This is a genomic window from Amycolatopsis sp. (assembly GCF_025464955.1).
GTDB lineage: Bacteria > Actinomycetota > Actinomycetes > Mycobacteriales > Pseudonocardiaceae > Amycolatopsis.
The window spans coordinates 1-25,381 of record NZ_JAODNM010000015.1 but is presented as its reverse complement, the minus strand read 5'-3'; the positions used below and the strand labels follow the sequence as shown (position 1 = coordinate 25,381).

22 protein-coding genes are annotated in these 25,381 nt (G+C 67.6%); 12 read left to right on the top strand and 10 right to left on the bottom strand.

Going from position 1 to position 25,381, the window contains the following annotated elements; all coding sequences use genetic code 11:
• Window positions 1-5: 5 nt before the first annotated feature.
• From JWQ81_RS01695 to JWQ81_RS01680, 4 genes are read left to right on the top strand one after another with little or no spacing between them, the layout of a single operon-like run.
• The gene (locus JWQ81_RS01695; RefSeq protein WP_297536950.1) at window positions 6-791 is read left to right on the top strand and encodes an ABC transporter ATP-binding protein; all 786 of its coding nucleotides are present in this window, start codon (window positions 6-8) and stop codon (window positions 789-791) included.
• Complete coding sequence (locus JWQ81_RS01690) at window positions 791-1,639, top strand: ABC transporter permease (protein ID WP_297536949.1); 849 nt, start codon at window positions 791-793, stop codon at window positions 1,637-1,639. The genes JWQ81_RS01695 and JWQ81_RS01690 overlap by 1 nt, the downstream gene beginning before the upstream one ends.
• On the top strand, window positions 1,636-2,964 hold the full coding sequence (locus tag JWQ81_RS01685; RefSeq protein ID WP_297536948.1) for an LLM class flavin-dependent oxidoreductase: 1,329 nt from the start codon (window positions 1,636-1,638) through the stop codon (window positions 2,962-2,964). Before JWQ81_RS01690 ends, JWQ81_RS01685 begins: the two co-directional genes overlap by 4 nt.
• Complete coding sequence (locus tag JWQ81_RS01680; protein ID WP_297536947.1) at window positions 2,961-3,863, top strand: TauD/TfdA family dioxygenase; 903 nt, start codon at window positions 2,961-2,963, stop codon at window positions 3,861-3,863. Before JWQ81_RS01685 ends, JWQ81_RS01680 begins: the two co-directional genes overlap by 4 nt.
• 49 nt (window positions 3,864-3,912) lie before the next feature.
• Here JWQ81_RS01680 and JWQ81_RS01675 read toward each other — a convergent pair whose 3' ends face one another.
• From JWQ81_RS01675 to JWQ81_RS01660, 4 genes are all read right to left on the bottom strand, one after another.
• On the bottom strand, window positions 3,913-4,500 hold the full coding sequence (locus JWQ81_RS01675) for a sarcosine oxidase subunit gamma (RefSeq protein ID WP_297536946.1): 588 nt from the start codon (window positions 4,498-4,500) through the stop codon (window positions 3,913-3,915).
• Window positions 4,490-7,360 (bottom strand): FAD-dependent oxidoreductase, encoded by a 2,871-nt coding sequence (locus JWQ81_RS01670; protein WP_297536945.1) that lies wholly within the window; start codon window positions 7,358-7,360, stop codon window positions 4,490-4,492. The genes JWQ81_RS01675 and JWQ81_RS01670 overlap by 11 nt, the downstream gene beginning before the upstream one ends.
• On the bottom strand, window positions 7,357-7,635 hold the full coding sequence (locus JWQ81_RS01665; protein ID WP_297536944.1) for a sarcosine oxidase subunit delta: 279 nt from the start codon (window positions 7,633-7,635) through the stop codon (window positions 7,357-7,359). The genes JWQ81_RS01670 and JWQ81_RS01665 overlap by 4 nt, the downstream gene beginning before the upstream one ends.
• A 79-nt stretch (window positions 7,636-7,714) precedes the next feature.
• Window positions 7,715-8,947, bottom strand: coding sequence for a sarcosine oxidase subunit beta family protein (locus JWQ81_RS01660; RefSeq protein WP_297536943.1), 1,233 nt, complete (start codon window positions 8,945-8,947; stop codon window positions 7,715-7,717).
• 89 nt (window positions 8,948-9,036) lie between these two features.
• Here JWQ81_RS01660 and JWQ81_RS01655 point away from each other — a divergent pair, with 89 nt between their 5' ends.
• Entirely contained in the window at window positions 9,037-9,678 is a 642-nt protein-coding gene (locus JWQ81_RS01655) for a GntR family transcriptional regulator (RefSeq protein ID WP_297537020.1), read from the top strand.
• 226 nt (window positions 9,679-9,904) lie between these two features.
• Here the strand turns inward: JWQ81_RS01655 and JWQ81_RS01650 are convergent, their stop codons facing one another.
• Window positions 9,905-10,201 (bottom strand): DUF1330 domain-containing protein, encoded by a 297-nt coding sequence (locus JWQ81_RS01650; RefSeq protein WP_297536942.1) that lies wholly within the window; start codon window positions 10,199-10,201, stop codon window positions 9,905-9,907.
• 258 nt (window positions 10,202-10,459) lie between these two features.
• Here JWQ81_RS01650 and JWQ81_RS01645 point away from each other — a divergent pair, with 258 nt between their 5' ends.
• On the top strand, window positions 10,460-10,822 hold the full coding sequence (locus tag JWQ81_RS01645; RefSeq protein ID WP_297536941.1) for a MarR family transcriptional regulator: 363 nt from the start codon (window positions 10,460-10,462) through the stop codon (window positions 10,820-10,822).
• 244 nt (window positions 10,823-11,066) lie between these two features.
• Here JWQ81_RS01645 and JWQ81_RS01640 read toward each other — a convergent pair whose 3' ends face one another.
• The 3 genes from JWQ81_RS01640 to JWQ81_RS01630 all read right to left on the bottom strand — a co-directional run bounded on the left by JWQ81_RS01640 (window position 11,067) and on the right by JWQ81_RS01630 (window position 14,079).
• Window positions 11,067-12,203 (bottom strand): aromatic ring-hydroxylating dioxygenase subunit alpha, encoded by a 1,137-nt coding sequence (locus JWQ81_RS01640; protein WP_297536940.1) that lies wholly within the window; start codon window positions 12,201-12,203, stop codon window positions 11,067-11,069.
• A 34-nt stretch (window positions 12,204-12,237) separates the two neighbouring features.
• Window positions 12,238-13,323, bottom strand: a complete 1,086-nt coding sequence (locus JWQ81_RS01635; RefSeq protein WP_297536939.1) for an S-(hydroxymethyl)mycothiol dehydrogenase — start codon at window positions 13,321-13,323, stop codon at window positions 12,238-12,240.
• Window positions 13,324-13,494: 171 nt separating this feature from the next.
• Window positions 13,495-14,079: a TetR family transcriptional regulator gene (locus JWQ81_RS01630; protein WP_297536938.1), complete on the bottom strand. Its 585-nt coding sequence runs from the start codon at window positions 14,077-14,079 to the stop codon at window positions 13,495-13,497.
• Window positions 14,080-14,296: 217 nt separating this feature from the next.
• On the opposite strand from JWQ81_RS01630, the gene JWQ81_RS01625 reads away from it, so the two are divergent.
• From JWQ81_RS01625 to JWQ81_RS01605, 5 genes are all read left to right on the top strand, one after another.
• On the top strand, window positions 14,297-15,763 hold the full coding sequence (locus JWQ81_RS01625) for an aldehyde dehydrogenase family protein (RefSeq protein WP_297536937.1): 1,467 nt from the start codon (window positions 14,297-14,299) through the stop codon (window positions 15,761-15,763).
• A 98-nt stretch (window positions 15,764-15,861) separates the two neighbouring features.
• The gene (locus JWQ81_RS01620; RefSeq protein ID WP_297536936.1) at window positions 15,862-17,451 is read left to right on the top strand and encodes an amino acid permease; all 1,590 of its coding nucleotides are present in this window, start codon (window positions 15,862-15,864) and stop codon (window positions 17,449-17,451) included.
• Window positions 17,448-19,124 carry a choline dehydrogenase gene (gene betA / locus JWQ81_RS01615; RefSeq protein ID WP_297536935.1) on the top strand — a complete coding sequence of 559 codons (1,677 nt, stop codon included), beginning with the start codon at window positions 17,448-17,450 and terminating at the stop codon, window positions 19,122-19,124. Before JWQ81_RS01620 ends, betA begins: the two co-directional genes overlap by 4 nt.
• 227 nt (window positions 19,125-19,351) lie before the next feature.
• Window positions 19,352-19,693 carry a bifunctional 3-phenylpropionate/cinnamic acid dioxygenase ferredoxin subunit gene (locus JWQ81_RS01610; protein WP_297536934.1) on the top strand — a complete coding sequence of 114 codons (342 nt, stop codon included), beginning with the start codon at window positions 19,352-19,354 and terminating at the stop codon, window positions 19,691-19,693.
• On the top strand, window positions 19,690-20,886 hold the full coding sequence (locus tag JWQ81_RS01605; protein ID WP_297536933.1) for an FAD/NAD(P)-binding oxidoreductase: 1,197 nt from the start codon (window positions 19,690-19,692) through the stop codon (window positions 20,884-20,886). Before JWQ81_RS01610 ends, JWQ81_RS01605 begins: the two co-directional genes overlap by 4 nt.
• 27 nt (window positions 20,887-20,913) lie before the next feature.
• Here the strand turns inward: JWQ81_RS01605 and JWQ81_RS01600 are convergent, their stop codons facing one another.
• Window positions 20,914-21,720: an aldo/keto reductase gene (locus JWQ81_RS01600; RefSeq protein ID WP_297537019.1), complete on the bottom strand. Its 807-nt coding sequence runs from the start codon at window positions 21,718-21,720 to the stop codon at window positions 20,914-20,916.
• 63 nt (window positions 21,721-21,783) lie between these two features.
• Here JWQ81_RS01600 and JWQ81_RS01595 point away from each other — a divergent pair, with 63 nt between their 5' ends.
• Window positions 21,784-23,166 (top strand): PLP-dependent aminotransferase family protein, encoded by a 1,383-nt coding sequence (locus tag JWQ81_RS01595; protein ID WP_297536932.1) that lies wholly within the window; start codon window positions 21,784-21,786, stop codon window positions 23,164-23,166.
• A gap of 805 nt (window positions 23,167-23,971) precedes the next feature.
• On the opposite strand, the gene JWQ81_RS01590 is transcribed toward JWQ81_RS01595, so the two are convergent.
• The gene (locus tag JWQ81_RS01590) at window positions 23,972-25,219 is read right to left on the bottom strand and encodes an HNH endonuclease signature motif containing protein (RefSeq protein ID WP_297536931.1); all 1,248 of its coding nucleotides are present in this window, start codon (window positions 25,217-25,219) and stop codon (window positions 23,972-23,974) included.
• Between the last annotated feature and the right edge of the window lie 162 nt (window positions 25,220-25,381).

Here is a 25,381-nt window from a genome sequence, read left to right as displayed (position 1 = left end):
CCGCGATGACCGCCAAAATCAGCCTCAGCCATGTCACCAAGACCTTCGGTGCCCTGACCGCGTTGGACGATGTCTCGCTCGACATCGCCGACGGCACGTTCCTCTCGCTGGTCGGGCCGAGCGGCTCCGGCAAGTCCACCCTGCTCGACCTGCTGGCCGGACTCGGCAAGCCCACGTCCGGCCAGGTGCTGATCGACGGCAAGCCGATCACCGGTCCCGGGCTGGATCGCGGGATCGTGTTCCAGCAGTACGCCTTGTTCCCGTGGCGCACCGCGCGTGCCAACGTCGAGTTCGGTCTCGAAGGCGGTTCACTACGCAAAAAGCAGCGTGCGGATCGCGCTCGTGAGTTCCTCGATCTGGTGGGGCTCGACGGATTCGAAGACCGTTACCCGCACGAGCTTTCCGGCGGGATGAAACAACGGGTCGCCATCGCCAGAAGCCTGGCCTATGACCCGGACGTCCTCCTGATGGACGAGCCGTTCGCCGCGCTGGACGCGCAGACACGGGAACAATTGCAGGACGAGCTGCTGCGAATCTGGCAGCGCACCAAGAAGACCATTGTCTTCATTACGCACGGCATCGACGAGGCTGTGTACCTCGGACAGCGGGTCGCCATCCTGACCTCGCGGCCAGGCAGGCTCAAAGACGTCGTGGACATCGACCTCGGGAACCGGGTCGGTGACGCCGACCTGCGGTCCGATCCCGCGTTCGTCCGGCACCGCCACCAGCTCTGGGACCTGATGCACGACGAGGTCCGCAAGGCCGCCGACACCGAACGGAAGGCGGCTTGATGACCACCACGCTGGAAGCTCCCGCTGTCCACGCGGTACCGACGGAGGCACCGAAACCAGGGCGCGTCAGGAAAGTCTGGCGCTCGCTGGGCCGAGGCGCTCGCGGCTCGGCGGCCATCGTCGTCTTCCTCGCGCTCTGGGAAATCGTTCCCCGCTATGCCCTCGACGAAAGCACACGGGTCTTCCTGCCCCCGTTCCACGAGGACGTCCAGGCGCTGTGGGCCCTGACGTTGGACGGCCAGCTCGCGGCTCATCTCGAAGCGAGTATCACCCGGTCCGCGGCCGGGTTCGCGATCGCGGTGGTCATCGCCGTCCCGCTGGGCCTGCTCATCGGGTGGTACCGCCCGCTCGCCGCGTTCCTCAACCCGCTGCTGGAACTGGTCCGCAACACCGCCGCGCTCGCGTTGCTGCCGGTGTTCACGCTCATCCTCGGCATCGGCGAACTGTCCAAGATCACCCTGGTCGTCTACGCCTGCATCTGGCCGGTGCTGCTCAACACGATCGCCGGGGTGAACACGGTCGATCCGCTGCTGATCAAGTCGGCCCGCTCACTGGGGCTGTCGAGCGGACGGCTGTTCCGGAAGGTGATCCTGCCGTCGGCGGTCCCGACGATCTTCACCGGGCTCCGGATGGCTGCGTCGTACTCGATCCTCGTACTCATCGCCGCGGAGATGGTCGGCGCGAAAGCCGGGCTCGGGTACCTCATCAACAACGCCCAGGTCAATTTCCAAATCCCCCAGATGTACGCCGGGATCATCGCGGTCTCGGTGCTCGGACTGGTCGTCAACCAGGTCTTCGTCGCCATCGAACGGCGTTTCTCGACCTGGCGTCCCAAGGAGAGGTCTTGAGTAGGAAACAGTTGCACCTCAACGCGTTCCTGATGCAGAACGGACACCACGAGGCTGCCTGGCGCCACCCCGGGACCGATCCCCGGCGCGCGGGCACGCTGCAGCACTACGTCGATCTCGCGCGGACGGCGGAACGCGGCAAGCTCGATTCACTGTTCCTCGCCGACGGAGTCGCGCTGCAGAAGAACGTCCGCTACAACTCGCACAACCTGTTCGAGCCGCTGACACTGCTGTCCGCGCTGGCCGGCGCGACCGAGCACATCGGACTGATCGCGACCGCGTCGACGACGTACAACGAGCCGTACCACCTGGCGCGGAAGTTCGCCTCGCTCGACCACCTCAGCGGCGGTCGCGCGGGCTGGAACATCGTGACGTCCGCCGGTCAGGAGGAAGCCCGGAACTTCAACCTCGACAAGCGGCCCGACCACGAACGCCGTTACGAGCGCGCGACGGAGTTCATCGAGGTCGCCAAAGGCCTGTGGGACAGCTGGGAAGACGACGCCCCGGTGATCGACAAGGCCGGCGGGGTGTACGCGGACACCGAGCTGATCCACCCGATCGACCATGTGGGCCGCCATTTCCAGGTCCGCGGGCCGCTGAACATCCCCCGGCCCGTCCAGGGGTATCCGCTGCTCGTGCAGGCGGGGTCATCCGAAACGGGCAAGGAGTACGCCGCTCGGTACGCCGAGGCGGTCTTCACCGCTCAGCAGACTTTCAAGGAGGGCAAAACCTTCTACGACGACGTCAAGGGGCGGCTCGCGAAGTACAGCCGGTCACCGGACGAGATCAAGATCCTACCGGGCATCAGCCCGATCCTCGGCCGGACCGAGGCCGAAGCGCGCGACCGCGAAGCCGAGCTCAACGCGTTGATCACCCCGGAATACGGCGTCCGGCAGCTCTCCACCCTGCTTGACCACGATCTCTCGACGTATCCGCTCGACGGTCCGCTACCGGACGTCGGCACGTACACCGAGGGCGCGCAGAGCCGGTTCGACCTGGTGACCGGGCTCGCCAAACGCGAGAACCTGACCATCCGGCAGCTCATCGAACGGCTGGCGGGCGGGCGCGGGCATCGTGTGTTCGCCGGCACCGCGGTCCAGGTCGCCGACCAGCTCGAGCACTGGTTCACCGAGGGCGCGGCGGACGGGTTCAACATCATGCCGCCGACGCTGCCGGCCGGGCTCACCGACTTCGTCGATCTCGTCGTCCCCGAGCTGCAGCGCCGCGGCCTGTTCCGCCGCGAGTACACCAGCACGACCCTGCGCGGGCACTACGGCCTCGCGCGCCCCGCCAACCGCAACCGAGTGAAGGAGCCAGCAGCATGACCGCGATCAGCACCCAGGTCGACCTCCGCAAGATCAGCGCGAGGATAGGCGCCGAGATCGTCGGACTCGACGTGAGTGGCGAACTGGACGAGGCGACGGTCTCGTTCCTGACCGACGCGTTGCACGAGCACAAGGCGCTGGTGTTCCGCGGCGTCGATCTCGACGACGCCGGCCAGCAGCGGTTCGCGAGCCACTTCGGCGCGTTGACCAGGGCGCATCCGACCGTCCCCGCCGTCGAAGGCGCGCCGACCGTGCTGCCCGTCGACAGCGAGCAGGGCCGCGCCAACCACTGGCACACCGACGTCACGTTTGTGCTCAACCCGCCAAAGGCCAGCACGCTGCGCAGCCTCGTCGTCCCGCCCTACGGCGGCGAGACGTTGATCGCCAACACGGCCGCGGCGTACCGCGCCCTGCCCGAGCCGCTGCGCGCGTTCGCGGACACCCTGCGCGCGGTGCACACCAACGACTACGACTACGTCCAGCCGCCGGAGTCGCTGAACGACAAGGAGAAGGCACGGCGCGCGCAGTTCGTGTCGCAGAAGTTCCGTACCGAGCACCCGGTCGTCCGCGTACACCCGGCCACCGGCGAGCGCGGGCTGTTCCTTGGCGGGTTCGCGCAGCGGATCGCAGGCCTCTCGACAACCGAGTCACGGGACCTTCTGCGGCTGTTCGCGTCCTATGTGGAACGTCCGGAGAACATCGTGCGCGTCGGCTGGGAGCCCCGTCAGCTGGTCCTGTTCGACAACCGGATCACCCAGCACTACGCGATCGACAACTACGACGACCTCCCCCGCCGCCTCAACCGCGTCACCGTCGCCGGTGACATCCCGGCCGGCATCGACGGCACGCCCAGCACTTCCCTCCAAGGCGACGCCTCGCACTACACCCCCGTCGCCTAACCCCACCCACAGCAACTCGCCGTCGAGTTGCGGTACTTGCGGACGCTAACTACCGCAACTCGACGGCGAGTTGCGGTAGTTGGTATTCGAGGGCTGCGTCGGTGAGCCAGGCGGCGAAGTAGGCGGCGAAGGAAGACCGGACGAGCACGGTGAACTCGCCCCGCCCGGCGTCGCGGACGAGCAGGACGATCCCGGTGCGGGCGAGCAGCGTCTGTACGCAGGTACCGGTCCGGGCCGACGTCGGGTGCAGGTCGATCGAGCAGCCGTGCGCGAGCACGTCCCGCACGTGCGGACCGGACAGCTCGACCGTCGTCCGCTGCGCCGACACATCGACGACAGCGCCCGCATACTGACGCACCAACGCTTCCAGCTCGACCTGGACGTCGGCAGGTGCCAGCACGAGCAGCTCGTCGGGCCCCATCCACGCCACCTGGACCGGCCCGAACGGACTCGCGCCGCTGGTGAACGTGCACGCCGCGGACGGCAGCTCGACACCCAGTGCCGCGCCGAGCCCAGCGTCGGCGCCACGCACAGTGAGGTGCGTCAGGAACGGCCGTTCGACTACCAGCAAAGCCGGTGCCAACGCCGTGAAGTCGTTGTCACCCAAAGGACTGCGTCGGATCGCCTCAACCGTCACGGCGGGTTCCCTCCTTGTCGAACAGCACGGACTCGGTCACGGTAACGGCGACGAGCTGGTCCCCCACCGGGGCGTACAGCGTCTCGCCGATCCGCTCGTGCCCAGAACGGACGAGCGCCAGCGCGAAGGTGCGTTCCAGCGCGGCGCTGGTGTAGCTCGACGTCACGTGCCCGAGCATCCGCACCGGCGGCTCCGGCACCTGATCGGACTCGATGAGCTGCGACCCTTCCGGCAGCAGCACCGAGGGATCCACCGGCAGCAGCCCGACCAGCTGCTTGCGGTCCGGCCGGTTGTTCTCGGCCCTGGCGAACGACCGCTTGCCGAGGAAGTCGGCCTTCTTCTTCGACACCGCCCACGACATCCCGAGGTCCTGCGGGGTGACCGTCGCATCGGTTTCCTGACCGATGATCGGGTACCCCTTCTCGGCACGCAGCACGTGCATGGTTTCGGTGCCGTACGGAGTGATGCCGTAAGGCTCGCCGGCCGCGATCAGCGCTTCCCAGAGCGCGATCCCATAACACGCGTTGACGTTGATCTCGTACGCCAGCTCACCGGAAAAGCTGATCCGGCAAACCCGCGCGGGAATGCCCGCGACTTCGGCGTCGAACCAGGTCATGAAGCCGAACGCCTCGTTGCTCACGTCCAGCCCGGGCGCCAGCGCGCCGAGCACGTCGCGCGAACGCGGGCCGACAAGCGGGACAGTGACCCAGTGTTCGGTGACGGACGTGGCGAAAACCTTGAGGTGCGGCCATTCCGTCTGCAGCCACTCCTCCATCCACTCGAGGATCTTCGCCGCGTTGCCGGTGGTCGTGGTCAGCAGGAACCGGTCCTCGGCGACGCGGATGACCGTGCCGTCGTCGATGACCATGCCGTCGACCCCGCACATGACGCCGTACCGGATCCGGCCGACCTTGAGGTTGCTCATCATGTTCGTGTAAAGCATGTCGAGGAATTCCCCGGAATCCGGGCCCTGGACGTCGATCTTGCCGAGCGTCGAACCGTCCATCAGGCCGACACCCTCGCGTGCGGCTCGGCATTCGCGTAGCACCGCGGAGTGCATGTCCTCACCTGCCTGCGGATAGAACAACGGGCGCTTCCACTGGCCGACATCCTCGAACTTCGCTCCGTGCTCGACGTGCCAGGGATGGATCGCGGTCACGCGGACCGGATCGTGGAGGTCACCGCGGTCACGCCCGGCGAGCGCCGCGAACGACACCGACGTGTAAGGCGGTCGGAACGTCGTCGGCTTCTGCTCGCCGATGTCCACACCGAGCGCGTCGGCCACGATCCCGGCCGCGATCATGCCGGACGTCTTACCCTGGTCGTGCGCGGTCCCGATCGTGGTGTACCGCTTGACATGCTCCAGCGACCGCAGGCCCGAACCCGTGGCTCGCAGGATGTCGGACACGGTCGCGTCCCGCTGCAGATCGACGAACCGGGTGTCCTCAGTAGACAATTCTGGGGACCCTGTAGGAGCCGCCGTCGGCACCGTCCACAAAGTGGCTGCCGGGACCTCCTGCGGACGGGCGTCGGACAGCGGCAGCACACATCCGGACGTCGGGGTGAACCCGACCGCTGCTGCCGCAGCATGGCCTGCGTCGCGTCCTTGCCGCACGCAGTCGGAAAAATCAAGCTCGCCAGCGGCGGAACCGGCGACCCGCAACGTCGGCAGCGCCTCCGCCGGAACGAACGCTCCGAGCTCCGAGGAGTACCGCAGTTTGCCGCGGGCTTGGCTGAACAGGTGCACCACCGGGTTCCAGCCACCCGACACCAGCAGCACGTCGCACTCGATCGTGTCCGTTGTGGACTCCCCGACCGGGGCGACGTGGACGGCGGACACCCGCGCCTCGCCGTCGGTCCCGCTGACCACGTGCCCGGGCCGGATCTCGATGCCGCGCGCGGCACACTCGGCCGCGCGATCGTGAGGCACCCGCGGCCGGGCGTCGATGATCGCGGCGACGTCGACCCCAGCGTCGGCCAGGTCGATCGCGGCGACGTACGCGCTGTCGTTGGTGGTGAACACAACCGCCCGGCGACCGGGCAGCACGCCGTAGCGGTGCAGGTAAGTCCGCGCGCTGCCGGCAAGCATGATGCCCGGCCGGTCGTTGTCGGCGAACACCACCGGACGTTCGTGCGCACCGGTAGCGACGACGGTCTGCTTCGCCCGGATCCGCCAGACTCGTTGCCGCGCAAGCCCTTCCTGGGCCATCGCGCCGAGATGGTCGGTGCGGCGTTCCAGTGCGAGCACGAACCCGTCGTCGTAGGCACCAAACGCGGTGGTGCGGTGGAGCACGAGCACGTCCGGCAGTTCCCGCAGCTCACGGACGACGTCGCGGGCCAGGTCGAGCGAAGGCCCGAGGTCCAGGTACTCGTTCGACCCCAGCAGCGAACCGCCAGCCTCTGGCTGGTCGTCGACGAGGACGACGCGGGCACCGCTCCGGGCGGCGGCGAGCGCGGCGGTGAGCCCCGCCGGTCCCGCGCCGACGACCAGCACGTCGCAGTGGACGTGCTTCGCGTCGTAACGCGCGGTGTCCGGCCGGTCGGCGAGCCGCCCCTGCCCGGGCAGGCCACGCGCGACCAAGTCGTCGTAAAGTTCGACGGTCGTCGCGCTCATCATCGGCTCTGGGAACGGTTCCTCGATCTGGACCAGCGCGTTCGCGTCCTCGACGCCCGCCGCCATGATGCCGCGCGGACGGCCGAACTTGATGCTGGTAGCGACTTGGTGCACGCCGTTGGCCAGCAACGCGGACGCGAGCGTGTCACCGGCGAACCCGGTCAGCTCACGCCCGTCGAAGGTGAATCGCAGCGGAGTATCCCGATCAAGACGGCCGCCCTGGGCCAGTCGGAAAGGCGCGTTCACGAGATCACCGGCTTTGGCTCGTCGACGCGGTAGACCGCGAGGAGGTCATGGGTACTGGTGTCGCGCACGGCGTTGAACCAGCGGCGGCATCCCGCCGAGTGGGTCCAGCGCTCAGCGAACGGCCCGCTCGGGTTGTCGCGGAAGAAGACGAACTTCGCCCACGCCGCGTCGGACATCGCGGCCGGGTCGTCCGGATAGGCGACGTGCGCCTGGCCGCCGTAGTGGAACTCGGCTTCTTCGCGGGGCCCGCACCACGGGCAGGGAATCAGTTGCATCGGGAACTCCTAGGCAGGCTTGGGCATCGGACTCGTGAGCGTTCCGGCCGGTTAGACCGGCCGGAACGCTCACGAGCTCCTAGTGCGCGACGGCGGCGGCGCCGTGCTCGTCGACGAGGGCGCCGGTGGTGAAGCGTTCCAGCGTGAACGGCTCGGTGAACGGGTGCGGCTTGTTCTTCGCGACGGTGTGCGCGAAGCAGTCTCCGACGCCTGGGGTCGCCTTAAACCCGCCGGTGCCCCATCCGCAGTTGAGGTACAGCCCGTCAACGGGGGTGAGCCCGACGATCGGCGACGCGTCCGGGCTGACGTCGACGATGCCTGCCCACGTGCGCAGCAAATGCGCCCTGGCGAAGACGGGAAACAACTCCAGTGCGGCGGACATCTGCTGCTCGATGATGTGGAACGAACCGCGCTGGCCATAGCCGTTGTAGGCGTCGATCCCGGCGCCCATCACAAGCTCGCCCTTATGCGCCTGGGACACGTAGACGTGCACCGCGTTGGACATGACGACGGTCGGGTGGATCGGTTCGAGCAGCTCGGACACCAGCGCCTGCAAGGGATGTGACACGACCGGCAGCTCGAGGCCCACCATGGCGGCCAGCACCGAGGAATGCCCGGCCGCACACAGCGCCACCTTTCCCGCGGCGATGTGACCGCGGGTCGTCTGGACCCCGGTGACCCGGCCGTGCGCGGTCTCGATCCCGGTGACCTGGCAGTTCTGGATCAGGTCGACGCCGAGTTCGGCAGCCCGGCGCGCGTAGCCCCAGGCGACGTAGTCGTGCTTGGCGATCCCCGCGCGCGGCTGAAAGGTCGCGCCGAGCACCGGGTAGCGGACGTCCGGCGAGATGTTGACGATCGGGCAGATCTCCTTGACCTGCTCGGCGTCGACCCATTCGGCGTCGATCCCGTTGAGGCGGTTGGCGTTGACGCGGCGGACGCTGTCGCGGACGTCCTGCAGGCTGTGCGCGAGGTTCAGCACGCCACGCTGGTCGAACAGGATCGGGTAGCCGAGGTCTTCCTCAAGGCCCTCCCACAGTTTCAGGGAGTGCTCGTAGATGCCCGAGCTTTCGTCCCAGAGGTAGTTGGAGCGGATGATCGTGGTGTTGCGAGCCATGTTGCCGCCGGCCAGCCACCCCTTCTCGAGCACCGCGACGTTGGTGATGCCGTGGACTTTCGCGAGGTAGTACGCCGTGGCGAGCCCATGCCCGCCGCCGCCGACGATCACGACGTCGTAGGCGGACTTCGGGTCGGGGTTGTCCCACAGGAAGTCGGGATGCTCCGGCAGGTGGGCCCCGGGCGGGGTACTGGTCATCGGAAGGCCTGCTTTCCGCGCTGGTCGACTATTGGTATATCAGTCGTCGTTGTAGAGTAGTTTCGGTGAGCACACAGGTCAACACGCAGATGCCCGGCACCAGCCCGTCACTGGCCGAGCGCGCCTACCTCTTCATCCGCGACCGCCTGGTCATGCTGGACATCAAACCCGGCGACCCGATCAACGAGGACTGGCTCTGCGCGACGTTGGGCGCCGGCCGCACTCCGGTCCGCGAGGCGCTCAAACGGCTCGAAGCCGAACACCTGGTCGTCGCGTTCCCCCGGCGCGGCACGTTCGCCACCGACGTCAACATCTCCGACCTTGCACACATCTCCGAAGTCCGTCGCATTCTTGAGCCGATGGCCACGGCCGCAGCCGCGGAACGAGCGACCCTCGCCGACCGTGTCGCCCTCGAAGCGCTGCGCGCACAGCTCGACGCCGCCGAAGGACTCGCGGACAACGCCGAACTCCTCAAGACCGACCTCAGCGTCCACCGCGCGATCTACGACTGCGTGCACAACCCGTTCCTGGTCGACACCCTGATCCGGTACGACAACCTCGCCACCCGGATCTGGTGTGTGTTCGTGCCTCGGCTGCCAGGGATGGCGGGGCACGTGAACGAACACGTGCCCCTGCTCACCGCGATCATCGAAGGCGACGCCGAGAAAGCCGCCGAACTCACCTTGGCGCACGTGCTCGGCTTCGAACGCGCCATCCGCGCGCTTATCTGACGGCCCGCGGCGTTCCCTCGGGGCCACCCTGATGGCGTTGAACGCCACAGCCTGGAACTTGAGGGTGTCCTGACGTGAAGGCCACCTTCACGGCGTAAGGCGCACTCAACTAGGCCTTCACAACCTCACTGCCCTACCGAAACTGCCTTCCGAACTCGTCTCGTGAGTCGTTCAGCACCGTGTGCGTATCAGGTGACAGACGCTCAGCGATGGCTGAGCCCGTCGGTCAGTCGATGCCTTCGATGATGCGGAAGTCGCGCTCGACGCCGTCAGGGAGGGCCACCAGCGCCTTCTGGTAAGCCTCGCTCTCGTATGCCGAGACGGCCTGTTCGAAGCTGCCGAACTCGATCAGAACGACGCGTTGCGTGATTCCGGCTTCGTGGGCGACGACTCGGCCGCCGCCGCGGGCCAGGGTCCGCCCGCCCGCAGCTCGGACGGCCGGACCGGCCAGCTTGTTGTAGGCAGTCAGCCGCTCAGGGTCGGAAATGGCGGGGTAGACACTGACCCAGTAGCCCTTGGCCATGGAAACCTCCTGTGTTCGGCCGGACACGTCCGACTTCGAATTCACGCTCAGATCGCTCGATCCCGGCGACGGATCGCCTCCCGCGCCGAGTGCGGGGCTGGGGCGCGGTGTTCGGGGCGAGAGATACATAAAGCATTCATATAAATATTGTATGCTTCACCTATGAGCCGTCAAGACGCCACTCGTAGCACTTCCGCTGCGATCGGGTCGGCCCTCTACGGGCTGGCCACCATGGCTGTGAGACGCCTTCCGCGCGGTATGAGCATCACGTCCGCCGCCACCCTGGCCACCCTGCACAGGTCCGGCCCGCGACGCATCACCGATCTGGCCGTGATCGAGGGTGTTACCCAGCCCGCGATGACCGTCCTGGTCCGGGTGATGGAGGAGTCCGGACTGGTCGAGCGGAGGGGCGACGCGTCCGACAAGCGGGTCACGCTGGTGTGGCTGACCGAGGCCGGCGCGTCGTACGTTCAGACACGGCGCCAGGCGGGCGTCGATGCGTTCGCGCGGCTGATCGACGAACTCGCCGACGACGAGGTCGAGGCCCTGGTGGCGGCGCTTCCGGCGCTGGCGCACCTGGCAGAGCTCGAAAGCCAGGACCGAGAAGGGCCGAAGCGGTGACGGAGCACACCCTAGAGCGCTCCGAGGTGCGGCTGCTGGTCCCCGCCCTGATGTTCATCGCCCTGGTCGTCGCGGCGGTCGCCAGCCTCGCGACGCCGCGATCACCAGGGTGGCGACCACGTTCCACGTCTCGCTCGACAGCGCGCAGTGGACGCTGACGTCGCACTACTGAGCGGCGCCGTCGCCACGCCCGCACCGCGAGGGTCGCCATGTCGTGGCCTTGAGGGAACCACGCGGCCGACCACTAAAGAGTCCCTCCCGGGGTGGCGATCTTGCCCCGGACCCAGTCGTGGAACTCGCCGATGTGGTGCTCGCTGGGGACGAGTACGCCACCACGCGCGTACGCCCGCGAGTCCATCGCCAGCTGACAGCGCTCGCACGCCTCGAAATCCTGCAGGTTTACCCGGTGGAACAGCTCGATCGACCGCGTCAGGTCCTTGCCCGACTCGATCACCTCGGGCAGGTAGAGCCAGTCGCAGCGCACAATCGTGCGATCGGGCGCGAGCGGGAACATGCGGTGCACGATCACGTGGTCGGGCACCAGGTTGACGAACACCTGCGGGCGGATGGTGATCGCGTAGTAGCGGCGATCCTGGTGCTCCCCCACGCCCGGCAGCCGGTCCACCCCGGCGCTGCCGTCCACCGTGAACCCCTGGACGCCCTCGCCGAATTCGGCGCCGTGGCCGACGTAGTACTGGGCGGCGAACCCGTTGGCGAACTCCGGCAGCACCTCGGTCAGCTCGGGGTGGATGGTCGCGCAGTGGTAGCACTCCATGAAGTTCTCGATGATCTGTTTCCAGTTCGCCTTCACGTCGTACTCGATGCGCCTGCCCAGCGCCAGCTCGTCGACCCGGTAGGCGTCGATCTCGGTCGAGCCGCCGAGCCTGTTCGTCACGTCCGCGACGACGGTGTCCTCAAAGGACGGTGGCTCGTCCTCGAGGCAGACCCAGGCATAACCGAGGTACTCCTTGAGTGCCACCTTGGTCAGGCCGTACTCGACGCGGTCGATATCCGGCATCCCGGTCAGGTTCGGCGCGGCGATAAGCTTGCCATCGAGGCCGTATGTCCAGGCGTGGTAAGGACATTGGAAGGACCGCTTGACCGAGCCGCTGTCCTCGGTGCACACTCGCGCGCCGCGGTGGCGGCAGACGTTGAGGAACGCGTTGAGTGCGCCGTCGCGGCCGCGCGCGATCAGGACACTCTCCCGGCCGACCTGCACGGTCTCGAACGAACCGGGGTTCGGCAGGTCGGCGGCGCGCACCGCGCAGAACCAGCCGGCTTCGAAGATCTGCGACTGCTCGAGGGCGAAAATCGCCGGGTCGGTGTAGAAGTGGCCGGGCAGGGTGGCCATCAGGCTCGGCGGCAGGTCGGTGGCGGTCACCGGCGTTTCCCTTCTGTGGTGGGCTTTCGAGCAGTTAGAAGAGGACTACCGAGCGCAGGATGTCACCGTGGTGCATCTTCTCGAACGCGGCCTCGACGTCGCCGACACCGATCGTCTCGGTGACGAACTCGCCAAGCGGCAACCTGCCCTGCAGGTAGAGATCCACCAGCATCGGGAAGTCGCGGGTGGGCAGGCAGTCGCCGTACCACGAAGACTTGACCGCGCCCCCGCGCGAAAACACGTCGACCAGCGGCAGTTCGAGGCGCATCTCCGGGGTGGGCACGCCGACGAGCACCACTGTGCCGGCCAGGTCCCGCGCGTAGAACGCCTGCTCGAAGGTCTCCGGCCGGCCAACCGCGTCAATGACGACGTCTGCCCCGTTTCCGCCGGTGAGCGCGCGGATCGCCTCGACCGGGTCGGTCTCCCGGGCGTTGACGACATGGGTGGCCCCGAGCTCCCGCGCCTTGGCCAGCTTGGCGTCGTCGAGATCGACGGCGATGACCTCGCGCGCGCCGGCCAGTTTCGCCCCGGCCACCGCTGCGCTGCCGACTCCGCCGCAGCCGAACACCGCGACGGAGTCCCCGCGCCCTACCTGACCGGTGTTGATCGCCGCGCCGATACCGGCCATCACCCCGCAGCCGAGCAGCCCGGCCACCTCCGGCGGCACGCTCGGGTCGACCTTCGTGCACTGGCCTGCAGCAACGAGCGTCTTCTCGGCGAACGCGCCGATGCCCAAAGCGGGTGAGAGCGGGGTGCCGTCGAGCAGTGTCATCGGCCGCGTGGCGTTGTGGGCGTCGAAGCAGTACTGCGGACGGCCGCGTCGGCAGGCCCGGCACTCGCCACACACCGCACGCCAGTTGAGGATCACGAAATCACCCTCGGCCAGGCCGGTGACGCCTTCACCGACGGACTCCACCACGCCGGCGGCCTCGTGCCCGAGCAGGAACGGGAACTCGTCGTTGATCCCACCCTCGCGGTAGTGCAGGTCGGTATGGCAGACGCCGCAGGCCTGCACCCGGACCACCGCCTCGCCGGGACCGGGGTCCGGCACCACGATGTCGACGACTTCGACGGGCGCGCCCTGTTTGAGGGCGACCACACCGCGAACCTGCTGGGGCACAGGCTTGCTCCTCTCCGCGGATACGGATCTGGTGAGCTCGGTTTGTGAAGAGGGGAGTTTTGTTGCGCATTACGCGCCATGTTGCTCTATCAGGAACACAATGACTGGACGTCGAGTGCCTGTCAAGACATCGATTTTCAGTCGACACGAACGGCCGAGAACGGGCGGTGCTCAGCCCGGCGGACCCTCGATCGCCCGGCGGAACAGGGCGTCGATCTCGTGGCGTTTCGGCGGCGGGTCGGCCAGCACCACCTGCATGACCAGCCCGCAGAACAACGCGGCGAGCACCCGGCCGGTGAGCGCGTCGGTCCGCGACCCGAACAGCTGCGTCAGCGCGTTGTCCCAGGCCGCGCTGGCCGCCCGCAGCCGGGGGCGGTGCAGCGCGGCGACGTAGAGGTCGTACTCGACGATCGTGCGGGGATTCTGGTCGTCGAGGTAGCCCATCACCAGGTCGGCGAGCGCGGCGCTGAAGTCGACACCCTCGCCGAGCCCGCGTTCCCACTCGGTCAGCTGCCGGACGTTGGCCTCGGCCGCCTCGTGCAGCGCGACCTCCAGCAGGTCGTCCAGGGTCGCGAAATGGTAGGTCGTCGAGCCGAGTGGGACGTCCGCAGCGGCAGCCACCGCCCGGTGCGTCAGCCCGCCGACACCCCGCTCCGCGACCACCTCGATCGCCGCCTTCGCGATCTTCGCCCGGCGATCGGGATCGTTCGGTCCGCGCAGCCGTTTCGGCCCCGCCGTCGCGCTTTTCGAGGTCATCGTCGCCCCTCCCCGCAGTGGTGCCCGTGTTGGAGATTCACGCGTCGCTGGTGAAACTCGCAGGTCACAGTGGTGTTAACAAGCTGAACCTGGCCCAACTCCCGGTGAATCTCTTATGGACATGTGTACATGCTTCGCGTACAAATGTACGCACTTGCTGTGCCGGTTGTCACACGAATCCGGTAGTCCGGCTCCGCGATCTACTCGGGAAGGCAGCATGAAGGATCTTTATCTCGGCGGAATCTGGTCGGCGGCGTCCGATCGGGCGACCTCGGAGGTACTCAACCCGTACAACGCCGAAGTGCTGGTCGCGGTCTCCGTCGCCGGCCAGGCCGAAGTCGACGCCGCGGTGGCCGCCGCCCGCGAAGCATTCGACCACGGCCCGTGGCGGCGTACGTCCGCCGCCGACCGCGGCAGAGCATTGCACCGCATCGCCGACCTGCTCGTCCGCGACCGAGAGGACCTGGCGCGCACCGAAAGCCTCGACACCGGCAAGACGCTCGGCGAAGGACGCATCGACATCGACGACGTCACGGCCGTCTTCCGTTACTACGCCGGCATCGCCGATTCCGACGCGGGACGTCTCGTCGACGCGGGCCGGGCGGACGTCGTGAGCCGGATCGTGCACGAGCCGGTCGGGGTCTGCGCGCTGATCGCGCCGTGGAACTACCCGCTGCTCCAGATGAGCTGGAAGGTCGCTCCCGCACTGGCCGCGGGCAACACCATGCTGCTCAAGCCCAGCGAGGTCACCCCGCTGACCACCATCAAGCTGGTCGCGCTGATCGAAGAGGCCGCGATCCCGGCCGGGGTGGTCAACCTGCTGCTCGGCACCGGCCAGGTCGGCGCGGCCATGGTCGCCCACCCGGATGTCGACCTCGTTTCCTTCACCGGCGGGCTCGCGACCGGCGAGAAGATCATGGCCGCCGCCGCGCCCGGGGTGAAGCGGATCGCGCTGGAACTCGGCGGCAAGAACCCCAACGTCGTGTTCGACGACGTCGACTTCGACACCGCCGTCGACTACGCGCTCGCCGCGGCGTTCGTCCACTCCGGGCAAGTCTGCTCGGCCGGTTCGAGGCTGATCGTCCAGGACGGCATCCACGACCGGTTCGTCGCCGAGCTCGCCGCCCGCGCCGACCGCATCCGCGTCGGCAACGGGCTCGACCCCGAATCGGAGACCGGGCCGCTGGTGTCCGAGGCACACCGGGCGAAGGTCGAACGCCATATCGCCGCCGCGCTCGCCGAGGGCGCGGTGCTGCGCGCGGGCGGTTCGCGGCCCACCGATCCGGACCTGCAGGACGGGTACTTCCTGCGACCGACGGTGTTCAGCGACTGCACGCGCGAGATGTCGATCGTCCAGGAGGAGGTGTTCGGCCCGGTCGTCACCGTTGAACGGTTCACCGATGAGGCCGACGCCATCCGGCTGGCCAACGACACCGACTACGGGCTTGCCGGCGCGGTGTGGACGTCCGACGCCTCGAAGGCGCAGCGGGTCGCGGGGGCGCTGCGCCACGGGACCGTGTGGATCAACGACTACCACCCCTACCTCCCGCAGGCGGAATGGGGCGGTTACGGCAAGTCCGGGAACGGCCGCGAACTCGGTCCGTCGGGACTGGCCGAATACCGGGAGACCAAGCACATCTACCAGAACATCGACCCGGCGCCACAGCGCTGGTTCAAGGGCTGAGCTGTTCCGACAGCTGAGCGGGCCTGGTCGACTCACCCGCCGACCAGGCGCACCACGATCCCCAACCCCACCCGGACGCCCCCATCCGAGGACCAGTGATGACAGTTCAATCGGGCACGACAGACACCGCAGACAACGCAGCCGACAGTTCCGAACTCGCGAAGTTCGGCTACCACCAGGAACTCGAACGGTCACTCGGATCGTTCTCCAGCTTCGCCGCCGGCTTCAGCTACATCTCGATCCTGACCGGGGTGTTCCAGCTGTTCTTCTTCGGCTTCGGCTCCGGCGGCCCCGCCTTCATCTGGACCTGGCCGATCGTCTTCCTCGGTCAGCTCGCCGTCGCCCTGTGCTTCGCCGAACTCGCCGGGCAGTTCCCGCTGGCCGGCTCGGTTTACCAATGGGCGAAGCAAATCGCGAAACCCGCCACCTCGTGGATGGCCGGCTGGATCATGATCATCGGCGCGATCGTCACCGCGGGCGCGGTCGCGGTGGCTTACCAGATCATCCTGCCGCAGGTCTCGACCGCGTTCCAGCTCGTCGGCAGCCCATCCGACGCGGGTCTCACCTCCACTCCGGGCGGCGCGCAGAACGCGATCATCCTGGCGATCGTGCTGGTCGTGTTCGCCACGATCATCAACGTCATCGGCGTCAAGCTGATGGCCAAGATCAACAACTTCGGCGTCGCGGTGGAGCTCGGTGCGGTCGTGCTGCTCATCATCGCGCTGGCCATCCACATCAAACGCGGACCGGGGGTGGTGTTCCAGACCCACGGCACCGGCGCCGGCCACTCGATCGGCTACCTCGGCGCGTTCATGGTCGCGTCCCTGATGAGCGCGTACGTCTTCTACGGCTTCGACACCGCGGGCTCGCTCGCCGAGGAGACCACCAACCCCCGCAAGCACGCGCCGCGCGCGATCCTGCGGGCGCTGACGGTGTCGTTCCTCGTCGGCGGGGCGCTGATGCTGGTCGGCATGATGGCCGTCGGCAACATCAACGCCGACGAGCTCAGCACGTCGGGCATGCCGTACCTGATCAAGAGCACGCTGGGCAACGGACTCGGAGACGCGTTCCTGGTCTGCTCCGCGATCTCGATCACCGTGTGCTGCTTGGCCGTGCAGACCGCCGCGATCCGGATGGCGTTCTCGATGGCCCGCGACGGCAGGCTGCCGTTCACGAAGGCGATGTCCAAGGTGTCGCCGCGGTCGAAGACCCCGGTAGTGCCCGCGCTGGTCACCGGCGCGCTGACGATCGGCGTGCTGCTGGTCAACCTCGGAAACCAGCGCGCGTTCTTCGTACTGACCTCGACCGCGATCATCCTGTTCTACATCCCGTACCTGATGGTCACCGGGCCACTGCTGCTACGCCGCCTGCGCGGGCAGTGGCCGCGTCCGGAGCACGGCCAGTACTTCAAGCTCGGCCGCTGGGGCACCATCGTCAACGTGATCGCCGTGGTCTACGGCGCCGCGATGACGGTCAACCTGGCCTGGCCGCGGGCCGAGGTCTACGGCAGCGACCACTGGTACTTCCAATGGGGCGGCGTGCTCGTCACCGCGCTCATCGTCGTGGTCGGCGGGGTGATGCTGACGGTGCGCCGCCACAAGTGGGCCGCCGCGCACAGCGCGCCTGCCGGAGACATCCCGGACACCACAGACGCCCCCGAACTGGCGAGCCAGGAGGAGGTCCAGTGAATTCCCCCCAGTACGACTTCATCATCGTCGGCGGCGGTTCCGCGGGCTGTGCGCTGGCGAACCGGCTCTCGGCCGACCCCGCCAACAAGGTGCTGGTGCTCGAAGCCGGGCGCCCGGACTATCCGTGGGACGTGTTCATCCACATGCCCGCGGCGCTGACCTTCCCGATCGGCAGCAAGTTCTACGACTGGCTCTACCGCAGCGAGCCCGAGCCGTTCATGAACCGCCGCCGCGTCTACCACGCCCGCGGCAAGGTGCTGGGTGGGTCGAGCAGCATCAACGGGATGATCTTCCAGCGGGGCAACCCGATGGACTACCAGCGGTGGGGCGCCGACCCCGGGATGGCGAACTGGGACTACGCGCACTGCCTGCCCTACTTCAAGCGCATGGAGGACTGCCTCGCCGACGCCAAGGACGGGCAGTACCGCGGGCACGACGGGCCGCTCGAACTGGAACGGGGCCCGGCGACCAACCCGCTGTTCTCCGCGTTCTTCGACGCGACCGTGCAGGCCGGCTACCCGCGCACCGACGACGTCAACGGGTTCCGGCAAGAAGGGTTCGCCCCCTTCGACCGCAACGTGCGCAAGGGGCGGCGCCTCTCGGCGGCGGGCGCGTATCTGCACCCGGTGATGGACCGGCCGAACCTGACCGTCCAGACGCGCGCGTTCGTCTCCCAGGTGTTGTTCGACGGCAACCGCGCCATCGGCGTCGAGTACGCGCAAGGCCGCAAGGCGCCGGGCGAGGTGTACGGCAAGGAGATCATCCTCTGCGGCGGGGCGATCAACACTCCGCAACTGCTGCAGCTGTCCGGGGTCGGGAACGCCGGCGAGCTCAAAGCACTCGGGATCGACGTCGTCAAGGACCTGCCGGGCGTCGGCGAGAACCTGCAGGACCACCTCGAGGTCTACATCCAGTACAAGTGCCTCAAACCGGTGTCCATGGCGCCGTCGCTGAAGAAGTGGAAGCGGCCGTTCATCGGCGCGCAGTGGCTGTTCCTGCGGTCCGGGCCGGCCGCGACCAACCATTTCGAGGGCGGCGGGTTCGTCCGCAGCAACGAAGAGGTCGACTACCCCAACCTGATGTTCCACTTCCTGCCGGTCGCGATCCGCTACGACGGGTCCGCTCCCACCGCGGGCCACGGCTACCAGGTCCACATCGGACCGATGTACGCCGACACCCGGGGCAGCGTCAAGATCACCTCGACCGATCCGAAGAAGCATCCGGCACTCCGGTTCAACTACCTCTCCACCAAACAGGACAAGAAGGAGTGGGTCGAGGCGATCCGGACGGCCCGGCACATCCTCAACCAGCCCGCGCTGGCCGAGTTCAACGGCGGCGAACTTTCGCCGGGGCCCGGTATCGAGACCGACCAGGAGATCCTCGACTGGGTCGCCCGCGATGCCGAGACCGCGCTGCATCCGTCCTGCACCGCGAAGATGGGCACCGACGAGATGTCGGTCGTCGATCCGGCGACCATGCGTGTCCACGGGCTCGAGGGCCTGCGCGTCGTGGACGCCTCGGTGATGCCGTACATCACCAACGGCAACATCTACGCCCCGGTGATGATGACCGCGGAGAAGGCCGCCGACCTCATCCTCGGTAACACCCCGCTCGCCCCGATCGATCTACCTTTTTACAGGCACGAGCACCAACACAAGCACGTCGCCGAGTAACCACCCAGAGTCGGTAGTCACCTGTAGCCCTGTTCCTGATCGGGGTACAGGTGACTACTGTGCGTTTTCCCATATCCCACCACAAAATTGCGCCTGAAAAGGGCCTTGACGAGTGGGGCCATGGATATCAGACTTGTTGCGCATAGTACAGAGCGTTCCTCAATACGCAACAACCTAGTACCGCTCGGTAGCACACTCCAGACGCCTTTCCCGGAGGATGAACAATCATGTTGCGCGCGTGCACGGTGGACGAACTGCCCCCGGGAGAATCCGTCCGAATCGCCGAAGGCTCCGGCGTAGACGCCATCGCGGTCTTCAACGCCGACGGTGAGCTCTACGCGATCGACGACACGTGCAGCCACCAGGACGCCTCCCTCGCGGACGGTTTCCTCGAAGGCTGCTTCGTCGAATGCCCCCTGCACGCCGCGCTGTTCGACCTGCGCACCGGCCTGCCTTCGTGCCTGCCCGCGAAGAAGCCGGTACGCACGTACACCGTGCTCGTCGACGACGGTGTCATCTACGTCCAGACCGCCACCGAAGAGCGCAACGCCAACGAGGACGCCGCGTGAGAACCGTCGCGATCGTCGGCGCGTCACTGGGCGGTTTGCGCACCGCCCAGGAGCTGCGGTCGCAGGGCTACGACGGCCGAGTGGTGCTGGTGGGCGAGGAAGCCCACCGGCCCTACGACCGGCCGCCGCTGTCGAAAGCGTTCCTCGCCGGAACAGCCGACCGCGAAGCGCTGGACCTGCTCGAACCCGACGACGACCGCGAACTCGACGTCGACTACCGGTTGGGCGTACGCGCCGAGCACCTCGACCCGGCGAATGGCCGCGTCCTGCTCTCGGACGGCTCGGAACTGCTCGCCGACGGCGTCGTGATCGCGACGGGCGGCAGGGCCAGGCCGCTGCCGGGCACCGAAGGTGTCGCCGGGGTCCACACCCTGCGCACGGTCGACGACGCGCTCCGGCTGCGGGACGAACTCACCTCCGGGTCGCCCCGCGTCGTCATCGTCGGTGCCGGGTTCATCGGCGCGGAAGTCGCGTCGACGTGCCGAACACTCGGGCTCGACGTCACCGTGCTCGAAGCCCTCGAAACCCCGCTCGCCCCGATACTGGGCGCCGAACTCGGCGCGGCCTGCGCCCGTCTGCACGGCGACCACGGCACGCGGCTGCTCTGCGGAGCCACTGTGGACGGACTCAACACCGTCGCCGACGGCCCGCATGGAGTTCGGGTGACCGGCGTCCGGCTGGCCAACGGCGACGAGATCCCCGCGGACGTCGTGCTCATCGGCATCGGCATGATCCCGGCCACCGAGTGGCTGGCCGGGTCAGGCCTGACTGTGGGCAACGGTGTCCACACCGACAGCGGCCTGGTCGCGGGCCCGTCCACAGTGGTCGCGGTGGGCGACGTCGCCCGGTACGCGTCGGTGTCGACCGGCCGGCACGTACGTCACGAGCACTGGACGAACGCCTCGGAACAGGCCGGGGTCGCCGTCGCGAACCTGCTCGCCGGGCACACCGTCCGCCACTACGTCCCGAGTGGGTATGTCTGGTCCGATCAGTACTCGGTCACCATCCAGATCGCCGGACACCCCGCGCCGAGCGACGAGGTGGTGTTCGTCGAGGGCAGCACGGAGGCACGCACGTTCGTCGCGACGTTCCAGCGCGACGGCGAAACCGTGGCCGTGTTCGCGATGAACAACGCCAAGCTGTTCAACCGGCTCCGCCGCCAGGCGATCCGCCGCCCCGCCCCCGCAGCCTGATCCGGGCGGCGCCTGCTGGGTGTCGCGCTATACGCCGGCGTTGTCCAGCAGTGACAGGTGTTCGGCCGTGAGTTCCAGGTCGAACGCCGGTGCGATCGCTTCGTAGTGCTCCCAGGTGCGCGGCCCGATCAACGGGATCACCGGGGGTGAGCTCTGTCGCAGGAGCCAGGCGAGCGCGATCTGGTTCCCCGTGGCAGGCATCTCGGCGGCCACTTTCGCGACGGCGGCCAAGCGGGCGTCGGCGTCCGGCCCCGCATACATCCGCCAGACCGGGTGGGCGGCGCGCCGGACCGGGTCGTCGTAGATTCCCCGCAGGATCGACGAATACGCGGCCAGCGTGAGGTCTTCGTGCTCGCGCAGGAAGTTCAGCAGTTCGCCGCTCACCACCGACGCGCTGTCCGTGCCCGCGGCGGGGCGAAGGTACGAGTGCTGCAACTGGACCGCGACCGGAGACGTCCAGCCGTTGTACGCGGCCACCGCGCGGATGCGCTCGAGGCGCCAGGTGCGGACGTTGCTCCAGCCGATATGGCGAACCTTTCCGGCGCGGACGACCTCGTCCAGCGCCTGCAGCGTTTCCTCCAGCGGCGTCGAGCGGTCGTCCACGTGCACGTAGAGCAGGTCCACGTGGTCGGTGCGCAGCCGGCGGAGGCTGTCGTCGAGGCCGCGGTGGATCACCTCGGCGCCCGCTCCCTCGAAAGACCGTTCGACGGCGTCCCAGTCCATCGTGCCGTCCGGACGCTGGGCGGCCCGTGCCGCGGGCAGGTCGGTGATGGCCGCGGACACCTTCGTAGCCAGGAAGACCTTGTCCCGCTTGCCCTCGAGCAGCCGTCCCAGCAGAGTTTCTCTTCATGCCGTCGAGCCTAGAAGTGGATCGGACCGGTACTACAGTCCATTCATATGGGTAGATCACAGACCAATTTGGCCTGGGAGGTGTTGCTGGACCTCTCCGGTGCCGGTCCACGACACGAGCGGCTGGCCAGAGCGCTGCGTACGGCAATCCGGGACGGCGTGCTGAGCGACGGCGCCGCCCTGCCGCCCAGCCGCCAGCTGGCCGAGGACCTCGACTGCTCGCGCTGGGTCGTCACCCAGGCTTATGCGCAGCTGGTGGCCGAGGGATACCTGGGCGCGCGCACCGGATCGGCGACCCGGGTGCGGTGGTCGGCCGAACCCGAGTCACCCGCCGGGCCGCCCGCGTCCGCGCCGGCGCTACCGCGCTACGACCTCGCCCCGGGGTTGCCGGACCTGCGGGCGTTCCCCCGGCAGCGCTGGCTGGACGCGCTGCGCGGCGTGCTGTCCGTGGTCCCGCACAGCGATCTCGGGCTGCCCGTTCCCGGCGGTCATCCCCGGCTGCGGACCGTACTGGCCGCCTACCTCCGGCGTTGCCGGGCCGCTGCCGCCGAGGACGTGCTGATCTGCACCGGTGTCACCGACGGCGTCACCCGGGTGTGCCGCGCGCTGCGAGCAGCAGGCATCACCCGGATAGCGGTCGAGGATCCCGGCTGGCCGCGCCTGCGGCGAGCAGCCGAAAGCGCCGGCTTGACCGTTGTCGGGGTCGCCGTGGACAACGACGGGTTGTGCGTCGAACGGATTCCGGTCGGGGTCCGGGCCGTGATCGTGACGCCGGCGCATCAATTTCCTTCCGGCACGGTGCTTTCGGCGCCACGCCGCGCCGGCCTGCTCGCCTGGGCACGCGACGTCGACGGGTTGGTCCTCGAAGACGACTACGACGCCGAGTTCCGGTACGACCGGCGTCCGGTGAGCACCGTGCAGGGCATGGACCCGGCTCGGGTGGTGCTACTCGGTTCGGTGGGCAAGACCCTGAGCCCCGCGCTCGGTATCGGCTGGGCCGTGATACCTCCACAATGGACACAACGAGTGCGGGACGCCAACCCGGCCGCGTCGGCGCCGCCCGTGCTGGACCAACTCACCTTTGCCATTTTCGTCGAGGACGGCGCCTACGACCGGCACTTGCGAGCGGCCCGCCTCAGGTATCGGTCCCGGCGGGACATCCTCGTCACCACGCTCGGGCCGACCCGCGTCTCGGGTGCCGCCGCCGGTCTGCATCTGTTGCTGCACCTGGCCGACGGCACCGACGCCGCGGCCGTCGTCCGGCGCGCGGCCGCGAACGGCCTGCACGTCGCCGATCTCGATACCTACCGCTTCGCGACCGGAGAACCGGCGCTCGTCCTCGGCTACGGCAACCTGGCCGACAACACCGTGGCGGACGCCGTCCGCGTACTTCACGCAGCTGAAGACGCCGCCGGTTCAGCTCCGCCCTAACGCGACGGATCAATGAGCGATCGGCCGCCAAGCGGACTCGGCAGATCGACCAAGTACATCGAGATGCGGTGAGTCCAACCCCAGTCGTGATCACTGGTCGAAGTCGTGGCCAGGATCGCCACCGTGACTGCTACCGAGGTTTCCGTGACGCTCACACCCCAGACGGTCTCTACCCGCTGACGGGAGGGGTCGACGATCCTCTGGAGCCGCCGATGTCCCCGGACGCTCGCCGCGATGACGACATGGCGACCCTCGCGGTGCGTTCAACGCACATGCCTGGAACTTGAAGCGGATGGGTAGTGGCGTTGGTGTGATCCGGCTCCGGTCTACAGAAGCCGGGAGACAGCTGAGTCCGATGTCTCCGTCACCGGGGTGCGTGCAGGTCCCCTCAGGGCCACCTTAGTGCGTTGAACCTGGATCCTCCGATGGTGGAGATTGGTGATCTTGATGGATTCGTTGGCCTTGCTGCAGCAGGACTGCGGCAGACGGGCGTTCGCAAGTCGACGGCGAGTTGCGATTCGGGAAGCACCGTCACCGTCGTGCGTGCGCTCCCGTCGACTGAAGCAAGGACCGGGGCTGCGAGGGACTACGGTGCGGATCCGAGCGCCACTCCCGTCACGCGGTGACTGCCGAGGCTCGCTGCGCCCGGTCCCATTCGTACAGGGGTCGGCCGATTCAGTACCGCTGCGGCGTTCGCAAGTCGACGGCGAGTTGCGGCGGTTGTGCCGGGAATGCAGTCAGGGCTCGTCAGTGTCACGGCCGGATGATCCGGTCGCGGCACTCACGAGCCCTGGTACGGGATATTCTATGTGGCGTGTAGGGTGTTGCGCCTGGGTTTTCGAAGCGGATCGAGATAATCGGGCGGGATGAAGTCCGGTCTCCCGTCACCGCCCATCCGAACTTCCCAACCACCACAATGCACCAATCTATGGTGACGCCAGCACAGTAGGGTGAGATTTTCAAAATTCGTTTGGCCACCATCCGCCCAAAAAACAATATGGTGACCCTCGGTGTGTTTAGCGTGTTTATTGCAACCGGGGAAGGCGCATCCGCGGTCTCGCATGACGAGTCGGCAGCGTTGACCGGTGGTGATGATGCGCTTCGATCGACCCAAGTCCATCGGCTCACTATCCATGCCGAGAACAGCGGGAATGAGCTTGCAGTCACACGCCAACATCCGCGCTTCCGCCGCCGTGATCACGCCGCCATAGTCGAGCATCGCGGTCCCGATCCCGGACTTCAGCGTTTCGTAGTCCACGGTGACCGCCACATGGACCCGATCACCACCATGAGTCGGGATCTCGTCGACGGTCATCGCGAGGCGGACCAGGTCGACCAGCGCGTCGGCGTGGCGTTCCCATTGGCTGCGGGTGTCGCGGCCTTCCTCGGTGGAGTGCGGCTTCGCCAGCGGATCGAGGGCTGCGCGGAGTTGGGCGTAGGCCAGATTGTCCAGCTTGCCTTTGAAGCTGGCGGTGCCGTCGCGGTGCTCTTGGAACGCCAGCTCCCGCTTCGGTCTCTCCGGCGGATCCTTCGGCTCCGGCCCATCCGGATCGAACGTGTTCAACAACCGGTCACCCGCCTTGCGGACCTCGAGCGGTGTCGCCTGCCGGGCAAGGTCGACCAGGATCTTCTCCGCACCCGCCCGATCCCAATCAGACACAGTCGCGGGCATCTTGATCATGGCGTTCACGATCTCATCCACATGCGCCGGAGTGATCTCACCTACGCGTGCCGCAGCACCAGCCAGTGGCGCGATCGCGGGGATCTCCGTGCCATCCAGGTTACTGGAGGAGTTCACGGCCTTACCCCGGATCACGATCCGCTTCGCCGCCGCCGAGCCGATCTGAGTGACATCATCCAACCACAGTGCCGTGTTCAGATACTGGTAGACAACCTTCACACCCTCGGTCTCCACCTTCGCCGCCAGCACACCAAACAGCGCGTCACACTCATTGTAAATCCGCGCCAGTTGACGGGCGATCACCGCAGCTTCCACCGGATTCGCACGCCGAATCTCGGCAAGCGAGGGAAACCGGATCACCGAGCTGGACACCCCTTTATTCTACCGCTATTCGAACTACTATTCGATACCCTTTCAGGTGATCCGCATTATCGCTGTACGTGATCACGGATTGGACGTGAAGGCCACCTTCACGGCGCATTACGTCCTGAAGGTGGCCTTCACGTCCAACTGCATATCGCGGGTGTCACTCAC

Coding starts and splice junctions, on each gene's coding strand:
- JWQ81_RS01695 (WP_297536950.1), top strand. CDS start 6: ATGACCGCCAAAATCAGCCTCAGCCATGTCACCAAGACCTTCGGTGCC.
- JWQ81_RS01690 (WP_297536949.1), top strand. CDS start 791: ATGACCACCACGCTGGAAGCTCCCGCTGTCCACGCGGTACCGACGGAG.
- JWQ81_RS01680 (WP_297536947.1), top strand. CDS start 2,961: ATGACCGCGATCAGCACCCAGGTCGACCTCCGCAAGATCAGCGCGAGG.
- JWQ81_RS01665 (WP_297536944.1), bottom strand. CDS start 7,635: ATGCAACTGATTCCCTGCCCGTGGTGCGGGCCCCGCGAAGAAGCCGAG.
- JWQ81_RS01660 (WP_297536943.1), bottom strand. CDS start 8,947: ATGACCAGTACCCCGCCCGGGGCCCACCTGCCGGAGCATCCCGACTTC.
- JWQ81_RS01655 (WP_297537020.1), top strand. CDS start 9,037: ATGCCCGGCACCAGCCCGTCACTGGCCGAGCGCGCCTACCTCTTCATC.
- JWQ81_RS01650 (WP_297536942.1), bottom strand. CDS start 10,201: ATGGCCAAGGGCTACTGGGTCAGTGTCTACCCCGCCATTTCCGACCCT.
- JWQ81_RS01645 (WP_297536941.1), top strand. CDS start 10,460: ATGAGCATCACGTCCGCCGCCACCCTGGCCACCCTGCACAGGTCCGGC.
- JWQ81_RS01630 (WP_297536938.1), bottom strand. CDS start 14,079: ATGACCTCGAAAAGCGCGACGGCGGGGCCGAAACGGCTGCGCGGACCG.
- JWQ81_RS01625 (WP_297536937.1), top strand. CDS start 14,297: ATGAAGGATCTTTATCTCGGCGGAATCTGGTCGGCGGCGTCCGATCGG.
- JWQ81_RS01620 (WP_297536936.1), top strand. CDS start 15,862: ATGACAGTTCAATCGGGCACGACAGACACCGCAGACAACGCAGCCGAC.
- JWQ81_RS01610 (WP_297536934.1), top strand. CDS start 19,352: ATGTTGCGCGCGTGCACGGTGGACGAACTGCCCCCGGGAGAATCCGTC.
- JWQ81_RS01595 (WP_297536932.1), top strand. CDS start 21,784: ATGGGTAGATCACAGACCAATTTGGCCTGGGAGGTGTTGCTGGACCTC.